We start from the raw sequence: 16,168 nt of genomic DNA on the forward strand, positions 1-16,168 counted from the left end.
AGCCGCGCCATACTGCACGGGGAAGTAGTTAAGACAAGGGCTTCCTTTGCGCCACTGGCCGCGGAAAAACGAGTTCAATCGGAGCCCATCGAGCGCGCCCGTTTTGCCTTGCTGGCACCGGGCAGCGCGAGCAGACCGGAGGTCGCCGCGACGTCCTTGATCTGGGCTCCCGACTTGAGCAGGGCACGGACGTTGCGCGATGCCGCGACCGTGCCGTCTTGCGCATAGGCTTCGTGATTGCGCTCGATCTCGGTCAGGTCATAGCGGTAGTTGACCATCAGGCCGTGAGCCTCCCGGAGCCCGCGTTCAGACGTGTCGGCGAGCCAGTTCAGGCGTTCCAGACGGGCGCCGTTGCCGAGATGAAAGCGCGCGACAGGATCGACGGGCCGTTCGTCTGCCGAGCGGACGGCCAGGAAGTATTGCGCGGCGAGCGACAGCAGCACCGGCTTCAGGTCCTCGCTTCCCGGCACGCCTTTGGCGACGTCGTCGACCCAGCGCGGATCGCCGAGCCGCGCCAGGATCGCGCGCTCCTCTGGATCGAGACCCGTCTCGCCGTCGATCGCGAGCACCCGGTCGAGCCAGCGCGCGAAGCTCGGCACCGGAGACAGCGTCACGAATGTCTTGAGGCTCGGACTGTCACGAACGAGATCCTCGACCACTTGCTTCAGCAGAAAATTACCGAACGAGATGCCTTTGAGGCCTTCCTGGCAGTTCGAGATTGAATAGAAAACGGCGGTCGTCGGCGGAACGTCGTCGTCGTCGCGATGCGCATCGAGCACGGCCGCGATCGTTCCAGGACTCTCGCGCGTCAGCGCGACTTCGACGAAGATCAACGGCTCATCGACGAGCGCCGGGTGGAAGAAGGCGAAGCACCGCCGGTCCTTCGGATCGAGCCTCCGGCGCAGGTCGTCCCAGCCGCGGATTTCATGCACGGCTTCGTAGGCGATGATTTTTTCCAGAATGGCCGCCGGCGTCTGCCAGTCGATGCGCCGGAGAACCAGGAAGCCGCGATTGAACCATGACGTCAGCAGACGTTGCAGGTCGCGGTCGACGGCCGCGAGTGCATCGTCCGCCTTGAGATGCCGGGCGAGATCGGCTCGGAGCGCCACGATCTCGGCCGTCGCCCCGGGCGCGAGGTTCAGACGCCGGAAGAACTCCATGCGCGGGCTGTAGGCGGCAGTCTGCAACCGCGCGAGGCTTTTCTCCGACGGCTGATCGAGATAGGCGCGCGCCGCATCGGCGACGTCAGCCGCGTCGGGTTGAAGCTCATCCGCCAGGAAGCGGTAAAACTGCAGGCGCTCGTCGGTGGACGCCTTTTTGAGTTGGATCAGGAGCTGCCGAGCGATCGCGACGCCCGAGGCTTCGCCACGCCCCGACATCAGCGCCCGCGCCAGAACCTCGATCGAGTCCCCGCCTGCCGCACCGAACAGCGCCTTCGGCAGCAACGCCCGGCTCTGTTCCGCGATCGAATTCATCAGCTCCTGGAAAAACGAGACGTTCACACGTTCACCCATACCAGCCGGAACCTCGCATTAACCTTTGCTTAACCCTATAGGCCGAGCATTGTTCACCTACTTGTATAGGGCATATGCGACATGAGCGATCGCCTTTCCAGTGGACGGCCGGCATCGAGCCTGGACGCCGCGAACAACGACACGGGACGCGTGGCATTCTGCGGGCCTTACGTGCTCTCCGCGATTACGGGCTACGGAATTTCGAAGATCGAGGACGTGATCCGCGAGGGGCGCGAGTTGCCTCCGCACCGCAAGCCCGTCGTCAAGGGAACGTACGCCGACGAGGTTGAATCGGCGCTCGCGCATTTCGGCTATCGCATGGTGCTGAAGGAAACCCACCTTCACCGCGCCCGCAAGGAACGTCCGACGCTCTGGACCTGGATGCAGAAGCCGCGCAACGCGTGGGCGTATTACATTCTCGCCATCCACAAAGGCAAAGAAGGCCATTGGATTCTCGTGAAGGGCGTCAAAATGTGCGACACCTTCACCGAAGGCAAATGGACGTTCGTCGTCGACGGCCCGCATCGCGGCTGCCGCATCATGGAGATTTTCGAGGTCAAGAAGGCGCACGACGCCTGACGGTTCTTTCCTCGCGCCCCCCGTCCTCCCGTGACTCTCGCCGCTTAAATGAACGCGTCGTGAACCCGCGCGTCAGGGTCCGTTCAAGCGCGATGCGTTAGCTCTCGTCGCCATGGGAGGCGTTTGCTGCGCGAGGAGAGCGTGCCATGGCTGAATTCATTCGTTCCGGAGCCTTGATGCTGATGGCGGTCGTTGTGGTCGCTGCCGGATGTGCCGTCGTTTTTTACGGCTGAACGTCTGCCCGGGCCGCATCCGCGCGATCCGGCCTTGTCGGATCGGGAGAGTTGCGCCACTTAAAAGGGACCTGACTGTCCCCTTTTTCATTGTAATGACGCGCGGCGCGATTTGACTGACCTCACCTACTCCGATCTCATCAGAGACGCGCAGACGCGGCTCGGCAACTATCTGACGCCGTGTGTTCGCCTCGGCGTCACCGGGCTTTCGCGCGCCGGCAAGACCGTTTTCATAACGGCGCTCGTGCGCAACCTCGTGTCCGGCGGCCGCCTGCCGTTCTTCACGGCGGATGCGGAGCATCGCATCGTCCGCGCCTATCTTGAGCCGCAGCCGGACGACAGCGTTCCGCGCTTCGACTACGAGGCGCATCTCGACGATCTTCTGTCCGTGCCGCCGTCCTGGCCCGACAGCACGCGCCGCATCTCAGAACTCAGGGTAACGATCGAATATCAGTCGGCGTCACTTTTGAAGCGCGTTGTCGGCCTCTCGAAACTGCACGTCGATATCGTCGACTATCCCGGCGAATGGCTGATCGATCTGCCTCTACTGGATCAGGATTATCGTGCCTTCTCGGCTGAAGCGCTGGCGCTCGCCGCCGCGCCCGAGCGGGCCGACGCCGCGAAGCCGTTTCTGGCGTTTCTTGCCGGAACCGATCCTGCCGCCGTCGAGGACGAGCAGATCGCGATGACCGGCGCCAAGCTCTTCACCGACTATCTCCGCCGCATGCGCGAGAGCGGCGCGCAGTCGACCCTCGCGCCCGGACGCTTCCTCCTTCCCGGAGATCTCGAAGGCTCGCCGCTGCTGACGTTCTTTCCGATGCCGCTCGCGTCCGGCGAACGTCCGCCGCGCTCTTCGCTCGCCGCGATGATGATGCGCCGCTTCGAAAGCTACAAATCGACGGTCGTCAAACCGTTCTTCAACGAGCACTTCGCGCGGCTGGACCGTCAGATCGTGCTCGTCGACGTGCTCGCCGCATTGAACCGCGGCGCCGAAGCGGTTGGCGATCTCGAACGCGCGATGACCGCGATCCTCAAGGCGTTTCGCCCGGGCGCCAATTCCTGGCTGTCGCTGCTGATCGGGCGCAAGATCGACCGCATTCTGTTTGCCGCGACCAAGGCCGATCATCTGCCCGCATCGAGCCACGATCGCCTGGAAGCCATCCTGAAACTCATCGTCGACGAGGCGATCTCGCGCGCCGAGACCGAAGGCGCGGGCGTCAATGCGCTGGCCATCGCGGCCTTGCGCGCGACGCGAGAGACGACCGCGAAACAGGGCAGCGAAATCCTGCCCTGTCTGCGCGGCACGCCAATCCAGGGTGAAACGATCGGCGGGGTGATGTTCGACGGCAAAACCGAAGCCGCTATTTTTCCGGGGGACCTACCGGTCGATGCCGCAGCCGCGCTGAGCGCGGCGCGAAGCGCCAGGACGGCTTCCCTCGAGCTTGTTCGCTTCGCGCCGCCGAAGCTCACCGATACACTTCCCGACGGAAAGCCTGCCGCGTTCCCGCATATCAGATTGGATCGTGCGCTCGATTTCCTCATTTCGGATTATCTCGCATGACGTTTGAGAACGATGTCCCGCCGCCGCGCAAGCCGCGCGTCTTCAAGCCCGACGACGTCGCCGTCGAGGCACGAAGCGATGACGCCGTGCACGATGCCGGCTCGGTAACGGCACGGCGCGCGGCACGCGTCCCATCCCGTCATCTCACCGTGACCGACATCAATCGCGGCTTCCGTTTCGGCGGCATCATTCTCTCCGCAATGGCAGCGCTGGCTTCACTAGCCGCGGGACTCTGGTTCGCCCGCTTCGTCTCGGTTGCACTCGAACGCCAGGACTGGGTCGGCTGGCTGGCGTTCGGGCTGATGTCGATCATCATCGTCGCCCTGCTCGGCATCGTGCTCCGGGAATTGATCGGTTTCCGGCGGCTCGCCCGGCTCGCCAAGCTCCGAGCGCTCGTCAAAGCGGCGGTTGCCAAACCCGAGCGGCCCAGCGAGCACGCTGCGGTCGATGCGTTGCTCTCGCATTATCGCGGGCGCGCAGATCTCGCATGGGGACTGGCCCGCGTCCGCGATCACCTCGGCGATGTCCTCGAGCCAACTGAATTGCTCCGGCTCGCCGACCGCGAACTGCTGCATCCAATCGACGGAGAAGCCCGGCGCGTCATTCTCAAATCCGGCAAGCGCGTTGCGACGGTCTCGGCGCTGTCGCCGATCATGTGGATCGCGATGGCGTTCGTGCTCGTCGAAAACGTCAGGATGTTCCGCGCGATTGCCGGGTTGTATGGCGGCCGCCCGGGCGTGCTCGGCGCCTTGCGTCTCGCCCGGCTCGTCGTCGGGCATGTGATCGCGACCGGCGGCATCGCGATGACGGATGATCTTCTCGGACAGTTCGTCGGGCAGGACGTTCTGCGTCGCTTATCCCGCCGCCTCGGCGAGGGAGCCTTCAACGGAGCCTTGACCGCCCGCCTCGGCGTCGTCGCCGTCGAGGTGACGCGCCCGCTGCCCTACCTCGATGCGGAACCGTTGCGCGTGCGCGAGATTTTCAGCGAGCTTGTGCGTTCGCTCAGAGGTTCGGAAAAAACAGAGAAACCGGAATAAGCGACGGTCTCATGCCGCGGCGGCTTCGGGCTCGGAGCCAAGGCCTCCCGGCGTCGCGGCCCGTCGCGCCCAGGCGTTCGCGCGATGTCCGGCATCGATCAGAACAGGCGGCGGCGAAAGGTCGACGTTCGTTGCAAGCGCCCAGCGCTCCAGCGGCCCCGCCCTGAGCGACGTGATCCAGCTCACGGGGCCTGCTAGGACAAGACCGAGAATGACCGGCGCCATCCAGGCGAGAAGTCCCGGTGACACCGTCCACGCAATGACACCCGCGATGAGACCGATCAGCGTATGCCAGCGGGCGAACCACATCGCATCATCGAACGACAGCGCGCCGTCGTTGCGATTCTGCGGCTTCCATCCGGAATCGAGCCCGGCCAGGATTTCAGCTGACGCGACGGTCTGCGTCACCATGAATATCGGCGCGATCAGCATCGAATAGATCGTCTCGACGAAGACGCCGATGGTGACGCGCACCGCGCCCAAGACGTCGTGCTTCGCGCGGGCTTCCTTCCAGGCGAGAAATAGCCCCAGGAACTTCGGCAGAAGCACGACGAGCAGCGTCGCCATGAAAAGCCTGAGAGCTGCGCCGGGATCGATGATCGGCCAAATTGGGAACAGCGTCTTGGCATCGCGGAAATAGCTCGGGATCATCTGCTGGCCTTGCAGGGCCAGGATCATGCCGACGATGAGCGACAGCGCCCAGACGGCCGAGATGAGATACGACGCAGCGCCCATGCCGAGATGCAGGCGTCCCATCGGCGTCAAGCCGCTTTGGGATACGATCGCGAGATGCTGCAGGTTTCCCTGCGCCCAGCGGCGATCGCGGGCGACGATATCGACGATGTTGGGCGGCATGCCCTCATACGAGCCTTCGAGCGACGGCATCATGTGCACGCCATAGCCGGCGCGTTGCAGCAGAACCGCTTCGACGAAGTCGTGGCTCATGATGTGGCCGCCGAACGGCTTGCGGCCCGGCAGGTCGGGAAGTCCCGCCGCCGACGCGAATGCCGCCGTCCGGATGATGGCGTTGTGACCCCAGTAGTTGCCCTGGTCGCGATGCCAGAACGCCAAGCCCGACGAAACCGCGGGACCGTAGGTGTTGCAGGCGAACTGTTGCAGCCGCTGCAGCAACGTCTCGCCGCCGACGATGCGCGGGACGGTTTGAATCAGCCCGGCGTTCGGGTCGGCTTCCATCGCAAGCGCCAGCGAAACCAGCGTGCGGCCATCCATGACGCTGTCGCCATCGAGAATGACAAAGCTTTCGTAAGCGCCGCCGAAGCGAGTGACCCAATCGGCGATGTTGCCCGCCTTGCGGGCCGTATTCTGCAGCCGCCTGCGATAGTAGACGGACACGACGGATTGGATGTCCTGCGTGAGCGCGCGATAGACGTCGGCTTCCCGTCCGCCGTCATCGTCGCCGCGCGTGTCGGACAGAATGAAGACGTCAAAATTCCCGGCCCGCCCCAGAGCGTCGAGTTCGCGCGCCATGGCTTCGATCGCGCCGGCGATCCGTGTCGGCTCTTCGTGATAAACCGGAAAGAGCAGCGCCACCCGCGAAGTTATCGGCTCGGTCGGCTGCGGCGGATCGATGGTGTCGGCACGCTCGCCCGCGAACAGCGGCAGGAAACCGAGCACCGCGCTCAGGCTGCCGATGGCGATCCAACCGAACGCGATCGTCGACAGGATGAGAAACAAGAACTGCACCGGCGTGATCATGACGAACGACAGGATGCCGAACAGCTCATGCGCGAACGCCGCCGTCAGGGCTGCCGCGCCCGCGAAGATCGCGGTCCGAGGCACCCAATAGCCACGTCGACGCGGCTCGCTGATCCGTGCGACGCGCTCGCCGAAATCCTGCGCCGGCATGTCGAGCTGCGCGGACGGCGGCAAATGCCACCACGGTCCCGCGTCGCGCGCCACGACTGGCTGTGTCGGACCTAGCGGAATTTGACCTTTAAAATTTTCGTTTACGGCTTCGTCCATCGATAGAGCCAAGTCTCCGAGACCGCCTGATCGCCTGTCTTCAAAATGCACCGCAACTCAACGAGCTCGGCGTCGCCGGGCGCCAGCTCGAACGTCACTCGAACACCGGAAATCTCAAGATTGCGTTGAACGACGACATTTGAAATTTGGCCGGCGCTCGCCGAAACGTCCGCCACCGGCAAATCCTTCGCATCTTTCACTGAAGGACCTGTCAAATCGATGACGAAAAGAAGGTTTTCCGGTTTCTTGCCGCCGCCGACGCGCGTCTTTGCGACGCGAGCACCCGACCACGACGTCGGCACGTCCCTGCCCCAGAAGAGCTTGTAGTTGAACACGTGCGGCCCGCCGGGCGTGAGCGGCTTCGTCGGATGCCAGTAGGCGACGACGTTGTCGTGAATTTCATTCTCGACTGGAATTTCGACCAGCTCAATGAAACCTTCGCCCCACGATCCCTTGGGCTGCACCCAGACGCTCGGCCTTTGCTCGTAATGAGCTTCGAGATCCTCATAGCTGCGGAACGCACGGTCACGCTGCCATAGTCCGAAGCCACGCGGGTCCTTGTCCATGAAGGCGCTGACTTGCAGGGTTTTCGGATTATTCAGCGGACGCCATAAGCGTTCGTCGCTGCCGTTGACGATGGCCAATCCTTCGCTGTCGTGAACTTCGGGGCGGAAATCCTTCGCGCGCCGAGGAGTGGCATTCCCGTGCAGGAACATGCTCGTCAACGGCGCAATTCCGACATGGGGCAGCGTGGCGCGAGGATATAGCGTCACCGACACGTCCATGATTGTCGTTTCTCCCGGCTCAATGACAAACCGATACGCGCCGGTCGTCGACTGACTGTCGAGCAACGCATAGAGCGTGACCTGGGTTGCACCGGGCTTCGGCTTTTCGAGCCAGAACGTGCGGAAGAAGGGAAATTCTTCCCCACCGGGGCGCGCCGTATTGAGCGCCAGCCCGCGCGCGGACGCCCCGTAGCCTTGTCCCCGCCCGACGGCGCGCAGATAGCTCGCGCCCTGAAAGACGGCGTACTCGTCGAAATAGTCGGAGCGGTTGATAGGGCCGTGAACGCGGAACCCGGAGAAGCCGTAAGGCGCATCGTCGGGACCTGGACCGATCAACGGTCCGAAGCTGAAGAGCTTGCCATTGGCGACGAGCCGCGACGCCGCGCCGTTGTCGACGACCCAGATGTCGACGGGCATGTCGTACAGCCAGCCCATGGCGAAGGGCTGGATTTCAAAATTGAGATGCTCACCCTTCCATATCGCCTTCTCGGATCGAAACCGGATATCGCGATACTGATCATAATTGAGCTTGTTGAAAGGCGCCGGCAGGTCGAGCGCCGGCTTTGCGAACGGCTGGTCGGCGAGACGCTTAGCCTCCGCGTTGACGTTCGTCGCGTTGAACGGTGTCGACGGTGTCGGCGTCGACGAACTCTCGCCCGCAGCCTCCGCGATATTCGCGGCGAGGGCCAATTTGGCGGCCGCCAGGGCAAAAGTTCCCATTGCGGCCTGCCCAAGAACCGACCGCCGATCGAATAGTTTGCCTGTCATGTCCGATATTCTGCTGGCCCGAGCGGTACGCGTTTCCTGGTCAGATGTACGCTTCCGCAAAGCGCGCACCAAATGGCAATAAGAGATTTGCTAAACGACGATTGTGGCAGTTTTTCCACGTCCGACCGTCGCGAGTGTGACTTTCCCGTCAATTGTTTCCAGGCCTTTAAAGAAAGTAGAAAGTCGTCGCCCTGCATTTCAACCGCCGCGTCGGAAACGCGTCACGGCTGAAAAATGGCGGACAAATATCGCGGCTTCGAACACGCCTTCATACATGCAGTGCGATCCCGTCGATGAAGTCTTTTTACTCCAAAGAATGATAACTTTTCTAGGCCGCGAGCCGATTTCTTTTGTCCATTAGGGTGTTATAGATCCGGCTGTTCGCACCCCGCGACGGGTGCCATGACGAAGCTGAAGACGACACAAGCGCACGCTGGTCGAAACCCACGCTCACAACGGAGCGTTGATATGCTCGGCTTTGACTACTTCCGCTCGTGGCTTTTGTGTCACAAAGCTGGGCAATTCCACAGGTGCTTTCGTCAACGCTATTTCACCTGCGAATCTTATCTGCTTTAAACGGTGCCCTGAGCGGTGATTCGGGGGGCACCCGTGGACCGCAGAAGACGGGTTTGACGACGGGTTTTAACAAAAGACCATCGAATAAGAAGAAGAGTGTTGGGCTGAACAGTTCGTTCCGTCCGTCATTCCTCAGTCGAAGCAGACGGGAGTAGGTTCATGAGCAAGTATAGTCTGAGTGCCCTGGTGGCGGCAGGCCTGTTAGCAGGCGGCATGTCGGTCAGCAGCGCATCCGCGGCTGATCTTGGGGGCAACTGCTGCGCAGACCTCGAGGAGCGCATTGCGGAACTCGAAGCCACGACGGCCCGCAAGGGCAACCGCAAGGTCTCGCTGACGGTTTCTGGTTGGGTTGGCCAGCAGGTCACCTGGTGGGATGACGGCGGCCAGTCGAACGTTTACGTAACCGACCTTGGTTCGACGCTCGCCAGCCACGTGAAATTTACCGGTCAGGCGCAGATCCTGCCGGGTTGGACTGCCGGTTACGTGCTGCATCTCGAAGCCATTGGCTCGGATGCCTTGACGACGACGCAGGACGTTCCCGATGGTCCGAACCTTTTGACAGGCACGAATAACGGCGTCAGCACGCTGCAGTCGTTCTGGTTCATCAAGAGCGACCAGCTGGGCAAGGTCTCGGTTGGTAAGCAGTCGCAGGCTTCGGACAACACGGCCATCCTGGTCGACGGTTCGGGCTCGCTCGTTCCGGCCAACTGGGTTCCGTTCGACTTCAACTCGTTCTTCATCAGACAGAAGAACGGCGGTTTGACCGATACGACCTGGGGTGGCGTGGGAACGTGGGGTGACGTCAACGGCGCGCCGACGAACTCGGTTCGCTACGACTCACCGTCGTTCGGTGGCTTCTCGGTATCGGCATCGTGGGGTGAAGACGACTTCTGGGACGTCGCCGCCCGTTACGCCGGCGAATGGGCTGACTTCAAGGTCGCTGCTGCCGCGGCTTACAGCCAGACGAACAGCACGTCGGGAAACAGCGCCAACGTCCTGCAGCCCTTTGATACAGGGTACTTCCAGGTTGGTGCTTATGTTGAGCACATGCCGACCGGTCTGTTCGCCTACGGCGCATATGGAAATCTCAACTTCCATGACTCGTCCGCTAGTAGCAATGAAACCTGGTACGGCAAGGCAGGTATCCGTCAGCGTTGGAACCCGCTCGGCCACACCGTTCTTTATGGTGAGTACGAGCGCGTAGAAAACCGTAACGGTGGATCTATCTACGCGAACGGCACAACTCCTGAAGTAGGCGATCCCCCCCTCGATCCGCTGTACAGCTACGGCAATGCATCGGCTCGCCTCTGGGGTGTTGGTGTTGTCCAGGAAATCGACTCGGCCGCCATGTCGCTGTGGCTCAAGTATCGCAACATCGACGCCAGCTTTAAGGACGTTACTATCGTTGATGGTGATGGCGGTCTCGCGACCAACAACTTCCAGGAAGTCACCTTCGGCGCTCTGATCAATTTCTAATCAGCAGCTCGAAAAATCGAAAAAAGTTAAGGCCGTCCTTCGGGGCGGCCTTTTCTTTTGCGTCATGCACAGGTTGTTCGCATGTGGTGCGTGGAAAACCCATTTCAGCCGGACACACGCTAGTTATTCAACTTTAATGTAGTAATTTCCGCATCTTATACTCTCTTGCAACAGGCGCGCGCATCGTCCCGTTAGTTGCCGTCTCGCCACAACGCCAGATTCGTCACGGCGAATTTGCAAACCGTAATTGTTGCAAAGGGGCGAATCACAGAGCTTCCCCCTCAAGCGGCGACGTCACTTGGCAGGTGTACCGCCGTGGATTGCGCAGTCGCGCAGTTCGGCAATACGGCGAAACGCCAAGTACCGCGTCCACCACTAGAAGTGATGAAGACGGGAGAAGGTAGAATGATGAAATATAGCCTAGGCGCACTGGTCGCTGCAGGCGTCCTCGCTGGCGGTTTCGCCACGAGCGCCTCTGCTGCGGACCTGGGCGGCAATTGCTGCGCGGATCTCGAGGAACGCATCGCGGAACTCGAAGCCACGACGGCGCGCAAGGGCAACCGCAAGGTCTCGCTGACGGTTTCCGGCTGGGTTGGCCAGCAGGTCACTTGGTGGGATGACGGCGGTGAATCGAACGTCTACGTGACGGATCTCGGCACGACGCTCGCCAGCCACGTGATGTTCACAGGCCAGGCGCAGATCATGCCGGGCTGGACAGCCGGTTATGTCCTGCACTTGGAAGCGATGGGCTCCGACAGCTTGACGACCAGCCAGGGCGTACCTGATGGTCCGTCGGTGCTGACCGGTACGAACAATGGCGTCGGTACTCTGCAGTCGTTCTGGTTCTTGAAGAGCGACCAGCTGGGCAAGATCTCGGTTGGTAAGCAGTCGCAGGCTTCGGATAACACAGCTATCCTGGTCGACGGTTCGGGCTCGCTCGTTCCGGCCAACTGGGTGTCGTTCGACGTCAACAGCTTCTTCATCCGCAACAGCGATACAGGAGCTCTGACTGGTCTTCAGTGGGGTCCGGCCGGTGGTTGCGTCTGGGGTGACTGCAACGGCGCGCCGACCAATTCGGTCCGTTATGACTCGCCAACGTTTGCAGGCTTCTCAGTTTCGGCATCTTGGGGTGAAGATGACTTCTGGGACGTCGCGGCTCGTTATGCCGGTGAATGGAACAGCGTGAAGGTGTCTGTTGCTGCTGCTTACAGCCAGACGAACAGCACAGCTAACAACAGCCCGAATATCATTCAGCCGTTTGACTCTGGCTACTTCCAGATCGGCGCTTATGCCGAGCATGTTCCGACAGGCCTGTTCATTTACGGTGCCTACGGTCATCTCAACTTCTCTGATAGCAGTACCGCATCTAACAATACCTGGTACCTCAAAGGTGGTATCCGGCAGCGTTGGAACCCGCTTGGTCATACCGTCCTGTACGGCGAGTATGAGCGTGCAGAAAGCAACCAGATTGTTGGCGGCGGCGGTGCAATATCCAGTGGCGGATCGTTCGATGGTCAGTTTATCGGAAACAGCGAAGTAAAAATGTGGGGTCTCGGTGCCGTGCAGGAAATTGACGCTGCAGCGATGTCTCTGTGGATTAAGTATCGCCATCTTAGTGTCGATGCCGTCGATGTAGACTTCGGCCGCCTCCCGACAGACGACTTCAACGAAGTTACCGCTGGCGCTCTGATCAACTTCTAATCCGATCAGAACCCATAAATACCGAAGCCGCCCCTCACCGGGCGGCTTCTTTCGTTTTAACCTGCACGCCATGACTTTGCTCCTGTCGCAGCCCTCCCCGCCACGGTCGCACCCGTCCACCGCCCCTTATTATTCATCCGCCACACTCGGCGCTCGCGCGTCGCGTACCCCACTCGCCCGTCATGGCCGCGCAGGCGGCCATCCACGACAGATCTAATCTTCATCCGCTGGCCGCGACCTGCTCAGGAAAGCCAACACACCGCAGTCCCGGCATCCGCCCGACCCGTGACGCTGAGCCGTCGCCGGGCTACACTTGCAACCATGTTCGAGACGTTTTTCACCGAGCTTCGCTCGGCCAAAATTCCGGTCACTCTGAAGGAATACTTGACGCTGCTCGATGCCGTCGCGGCGGGCGCGGCCGGCACGCGCGTCGAGGATTTCTACTACCTGTCGCGCGCCGCTCTTGTGAAAGACGAACGCAACCTCGATCGCTTCGACCAGGTCTTCGGTCACGTCTTCAAGGGCCTCGAATCGACGACTGAGGCGATCGAAGCCGAGATCCCCGAGGAATGGCTCCGCCGCATCGCCACGCTGCATCTTTCCGATGAGGACAAGAAGCGTATCGCCGAGCTCGGTGGCTGGGACAAAATCATGGAGGAGCTCAAGAAGCGCCTCGCCGAGCAGAGAGAACGCCATCAGGGCGGTAACAAATGGATCGGCACGGGCGGCACGTCGCCGTTCGGCGCCTATGGCTACAATCCCGCCGGCATCCGCATCGGCCAGCACGAAAGCCGCCACCGGCGCGCGATCAAGGTCTGGGACAAGCGCGAGTTCAAGGATCTCGACGGCACCGCCGAGATCGGCACGCGCACGATCAAGGTCGCGCTGCGCCGCCTGCGCCAGTTCGCGCGCACGGGTGCTGCGTCCGAACTCGACCTCGACGGCACGATCCGCGGCACCGCCGAAAAAGGCTATCTCGACGTCCGCATGCGTGCCGAGCGCCACAACGCCGTGAAGCTCCTGATGTTCTTCGACATCGGCGGCTCGATGGACGACCACATCAAGGAAGTCGAGGAGCTGTTCTCGGCCGCGCGCTCGGAATTCAAGCATCTCGAATATTTCTACTTCCACAACTGTCTTTATGAGACCGTCTGGAAGGACAACGCCCGCCGCTACAGCGACAAGACACCGACATGGCAGGTGTTGAACACCTTCCCCGCCGATTACAAAGTCATTTTCATCGGCGATGCTTCGATGAGCCCCTACGAGATTTCGGTTCCGGGCGGCGCCGTCGAGCATATGAACGAGGAGCCCGGCGCGCTCTGGCTGACGCGCGTCACCGACATCTACAAGCACGCGGTCTGGCTGAACCCGATCGACGAGCGCCATTGGAACTGGACTCCATCGATCAATATGGTCCGGAAGTTGTTGAGGGGCCGCATGTACCCCTTGACGCTCGAAGGCCTCGACGCCGCGACCCGCGAACTGATGCGCTGACGCACCATGCGCCCGGAAACGGGTGCTCTGCCTGAGCTAATGCGGTGCAAAGAACGGCACGAAATTGCGCCCTGAGGTTGACCCGCCCCCGGACCTGCGCCATGTCATGAGGGTTCGGGGGGACGGGGACATTCCCAAATGAAGATCGCACGGATTCTATTCGCGAGCCTGATGACGGCAAGCTTCGGCGGCTGTGGCGCCAGCCTGCCGAAACTGTCGACGGGCTCGCTCTTTGGCGCCAAGACGGAGAGCCCGATCGATCGCAACAACGATCCCGCGACACGCACGATGGGCGTCGCGGCAACGTCGGCTCGCGCCATGAAGTGCGGTTATAATTTCGATCCCGCGAAGCTGAAAAACAATTTCCTCACGACGCAGTCGGCCGCCAATCCCGGCGATCTGCCGAAGCTGACGCAGATCTACGATGCGTCCTTCAACACGGTCTCGAAGGCGCTCGTCGACAAACCGGATTATTGCTCGGCGGAAAAGACCATCCGTATCAAGATGGCATTGAACCGGCACCTCGCAGGCGATTTCACGCCGTCTCCGCCTGAGACGGTCGAAGACGACAGTCTGTTCGGCGGCTGGGGTAAATCGTCGTCGTCTGATGGCTCTGAAGGTCATGGGGCCAATATGCAGGACATGATGCGGTAAGCTGCGTGCGGTTCTCTTCCATGACCGCACTGAGTTCCAATCCGACGAACCGGTTGTGATAGCGTGCAGCAAATTCTGTGGGCTGAAATCTTCATCAAGGCCATCGCGGGCGGATTGCTCTTTCTCGCCCCGCTGACGACCTCGACGCTTCTCGGTCTCGAACGGCCGAGCACAGGTTTCTGGCCGAGACTTCTCGGCGCAATGACAGTTGGCATTGCCGCGGGCGTCTGGATCGGATTGCAGTTTTCCGCAGCCCGGGGCGCGATCGGTCCCGGCGGCCTGATCGCCATCAATTTCGCCACCGCCGCAGCGCTGATCGCAGCTCTCATCCTTGGCACGGCGGCGCCCTCGCGACGCGGAAAGCTCGTCATCGTCATCGTCGCGGTGCTGCTTCTGGCGCTCGCATTTCTCGAAATCGCACACGTGTAAACGATCGCTTCAGACGCGATCCGTAACCGTCGCCTAACGATTGCGCTCTAGAAAAGAACGCCAGTCGCGCGCGCCAATCCGCTTGCGCCGAAATTTCGTATGGAAATATCGAACATGGACGTTGCCGCCCGTTCGGTCGCCTCGCTCGCGCAGACATCAACGAAGGCGGCGACCCGTGCTGCCGCGCGCGACAGCGCTTCGCCGCGCGTCGATTTCGAACTCATCACCGGACGCAGCGCATTCGAGGCGCTGGAACACGAGTGGAACGAATTGTTCGAACGCTCGGCGCGATCGATCCACGTCTTCCAATCCTTCAATTTCTGCTGGCACTGGGCGAACACCTTCCTCGAGCAAGAGAGTGATAAATCCGGCCCTCGCCTCGCAATCCTGACGGCTCGCCATAATGGTCGCCTCGTGATGATCTGGCCGCTCGTATCCGAGCGCGCGCACGGCATCACGGAAGTCTATTGGATGGGCGAGCCGGTGGCCCAATATGGCGACGCGCTGATCGACCCCAGCTGCGACTCCGCCGAGGTCCTGCGCGCCGGGTTGGAATTTCTCCGCAAAAATCTGTCGTCGGATGTTCTGCGCCTGAGACGCGTCCGCGCCGACGCCAACATCGCGCCGCTGATGAACGCCATCGGCGCCCGGATCGCCGATACGCAAGTCGCGCCCTACATGAACCTCGCAAGCGCGAAGGATTTCGCAACCTTCGAGGAGCAGAGCTTCTCAGCCAAAATGCGCCGCAACCGCCGGCGGCTGACGAAACGCCTGGAAGAAAAAGGCCCGCTCGAATTCCTGCGCTTGCACGGCGGCGACGAGGCAGGCGTGTTCGCGGCTCACGCGATCGCCGTCAAAAACCGCTGGCTCAAAGATCGTGGCCTTGTTTCGAGCGCCTTGAATGACGAGCGAACGCTTCGCTTTTTTCACGACGTCGCCGCGAGCAAAGACAAGCCCGTCTCCTGCGTTGTCTCCGTTCTGAAGACGGGCGGAGAAGCGGCGGCCTTTGAAATTTCATTCACCTGCAAGGGCCGTCTCGTCGTGCATGTGATGGCTTTCGAACTCGCGTTCGAAAAAGCCGGTGTCGGCGTGCTGCTTCTCGAACAGAATTTGAAGCAGGGATATGCCGAAAAGCTCGACGTCTACGACATGATGGCGCCGGGCGACGCCTACAAAATGGACTGGTGCGAAAAATCCGAGACGGTTATCGACTGGGTGATCCCGTCGAGCGCGAAGGGTTACCTCTACGCGCGGGTGTATCTCGGGTTCCTGCGCCCGCGTATGAAGTCGGCGCTCAAGGCCATGCCCAAACCTCTTCGCCGTCTGATGCGGCAGGGCATTGGCGCCTCTGCGCCCGGCTGACCGATAACGACAG

12 protein-coding genes are annotated in these 16,168 nt (G+C 61.5%); 9 read left to right on the forward strand and 3 right to left on the reverse strand.

The window, feature by feature from the left end; translation table 11 throughout:
• Nucleotides 1–74 precede the first annotated feature (74 nt).
• Complete coding sequence (locus WC026_RS11370; RefSeq protein ID WP_372711073.1) at nt 75–1,514, reverse strand: malonyl-CoA decarboxylase; 1,440 nt, start codon at nt 1,512–1,514, stop codon at nt 75–77.
• A gap of 81 nt (nt 1,515–1,595) precedes the next feature.
• On the opposite strand from WC026_RS11370, the gene WC026_RS11375 reads away from it, so the two are divergent.
• From WC026_RS11375 to WC026_RS11385, 3 genes are all read left to right on the forward strand, one after another.
• A complete protein-coding gene (locus WC026_RS11375; RefSeq protein WP_372711074.1) occupies nt 1,596–2,093 on the forward strand; it encodes a hypothetical protein in 498 nt (165 codons plus the stop codon).
• Between the two features lie 345 nt (nt 2,094–2,438).
• Nucleotides 2,439–3,887: a YcjX family protein gene (locus WC026_RS11380; protein ID WP_372711075.1), complete on the forward strand. Its 1,449-nt coding sequence runs from the start codon at nt 2,439–2,441 to the stop codon at nt 3,885–3,887.
• Nucleotides 3,884–4,924, forward strand: a complete 1,041-nt coding sequence (locus tag WC026_RS11385) for a YcjF family protein (protein WP_372711076.1) — start codon at nt 3,884–3,886, stop codon at nt 4,922–4,924. Before WC026_RS11380 ends, WC026_RS11385 begins: the two co-directional genes overlap by 4 nt.
• A 9-nt stretch (nt 4,925–4,933) precedes the next feature.
• Here the strand turns inward: WC026_RS11385 and mdoH are convergent, their stop codons facing one another.
• Both mdoH and WC026_RS11395 read right to left on the reverse strand, forming a co-directional pair.
• A complete protein-coding gene (gene mdoH / locus WC026_RS11390) occupies nt 4,934–6,907 on the reverse strand; it encodes a glucans biosynthesis glucosyltransferase MdoH (protein WP_372711077.1) in 1,974 nt (657 codons plus the stop codon).
• A complete protein-coding gene (locus tag WC026_RS11395; RefSeq protein WP_372711078.1) occupies nt 6,892–8,460 on the reverse strand; it encodes a glucan biosynthesis protein G in 1,569 nt (522 codons plus the stop codon). The genes mdoH and WC026_RS11395 overlap by 16 nt, the downstream gene beginning before the upstream one ends.
• Before the next feature lie 735 nt (nt 8,461–9,195).
• On the opposite strand from WC026_RS11395, the gene WC026_RS11400 reads away from it, so the two are divergent.
• The 6 genes from WC026_RS11400 to WC026_RS11425 all read left to right on the forward strand — a co-directional run bounded on the left by WC026_RS11400 (nt 9,196) and on the right by WC026_RS11425 (nt 16,155).
• A complete protein-coding gene (locus tag WC026_RS11400; protein ID WP_372711079.1) occupies nt 9,196–10,512 on the forward strand; it encodes a porin in 1,317 nt (438 codons plus the stop codon).
• Between the two features lie 405 nt (nt 10,513–10,917).
• Nucleotides 10,918–12,213: a porin gene (locus tag WC026_RS11405; RefSeq protein ID WP_372711080.1), complete on the forward strand. Its 1,296-nt coding sequence runs from the start codon at nt 10,918–10,920 to the stop codon at nt 12,211–12,213.
• 321 nt (nt 12,214–12,534) lie between these two features.
• Complete coding sequence (locus tag WC026_RS11410) at nt 12,535–13,710, forward strand: VWA domain-containing protein (RefSeq protein WP_372711081.1); 1,176 nt, start codon at nt 12,535–12,537, stop codon at nt 13,708–13,710.
• A 138-nt stretch (nt 13,711–13,848) separates the two neighbouring features.
• A complete protein-coding gene (locus WC026_RS11415; protein ID WP_372711083.1) occupies nt 13,849–14,364 on the forward strand; it encodes a hypothetical protein in 516 nt (171 codons plus the stop codon).
• Nucleotides 14,365–14,427: 63 nt separating this feature from the next.
• A complete protein-coding gene (locus WC026_RS11420) occupies nt 14,428–14,793 on the forward strand; it encodes an ABC transporter permease (RefSeq protein WP_372711084.1) in 366 nt (121 codons plus the stop codon).
• A 114-nt stretch (nt 14,794–14,907) separates the two neighbouring features.
• Nucleotides 14,908–16,155 carry a GNAT family N-acetyltransferase gene (locus WC026_RS11425; protein WP_372711085.1) on the forward strand — a complete coding sequence of 416 codons (1,248 nt, stop codon included), beginning with the start codon at nt 14,908–14,910 and terminating at the stop codon, nt 16,153–16,155.
• Nucleotides 16,156–16,168 lie beyond the last annotated feature (13 nt).

It is taken from the genome of Hyphomicrobium sp., from assembly GCF_041674905.1.
Classification (GTDB): Bacteria; Pseudomonadota; Alphaproteobacteria; order Rhizobiales; family Hyphomicrobiaceae; genus Hyphomicrobium_B.

Excerpts from the sequence above, each read along its gene's own strand:
- WC026_RS11370 (WP_372711073.1), bottom strand. The coding sequence starts at position 1,514 with ATGGGTGAACGTGTGAACGTCTCGTTTTTCCAGGAGCTGATGAATTCG.
- WC026_RS11375 (WP_372711074.1), top strand. The coding sequence starts at position 1,596 with ATGAGCGATCGCCTTTCCAGTGGACGGCCGGCATCGAGCCTGGACGCC.
- WC026_RS11385 (WP_372711076.1), top strand. The coding sequence starts at position 3,884 with ATGACGTTTGAGAACGATGTCCCGCCGCCGCGCAAGCCGCGCGTCTTC.
- mdoH (WP_372711077.1), bottom strand. The coding sequence starts at position 6,907 with ATGGACGAAGCCGTAAACGAAAATTTTAAAGGTCAAATTCCGCTAGGT.
- WC026_RS11395 (WP_372711078.1), bottom strand. The coding sequence starts at position 8,460 with ATGACAGGCAAACTATTCGATCGGCGGTCGGTTCTTGGGCAGGCCGCA.
- WC026_RS11400 (WP_372711079.1), top strand. The coding sequence starts at position 9,196 with ATGAGCAAGTATAGTCTGAGTGCCCTGGTGGCGGCAGGCCTGTTAGCA.
- WC026_RS11405 (WP_372711080.1), top strand. The coding sequence starts at position 10,918 with ATGATGAAATATAGCCTAGGCGCACTGGTCGCTGCAGGCGTCCTCGCT.
- WC026_RS11410 (WP_372711081.1), top strand. The coding sequence starts at position 12,535 with ATGTTCGAGACGTTTTTCACCGAGCTTCGCTCGGCCAAAATTCCGGTC.
- WC026_RS11415 (WP_372711083.1), top strand. The coding sequence starts at position 13,849 with ATGAAGATCGCACGGATTCTATTCGCGAGCCTGATGACGGCAAGCTTC.
- WC026_RS11425 (WP_372711085.1), top strand. The coding sequence starts at position 14,908 with ATGGACGTTGCCGCCCGTTCGGTCGCCTCGCTCGCGCAGACATCAACG.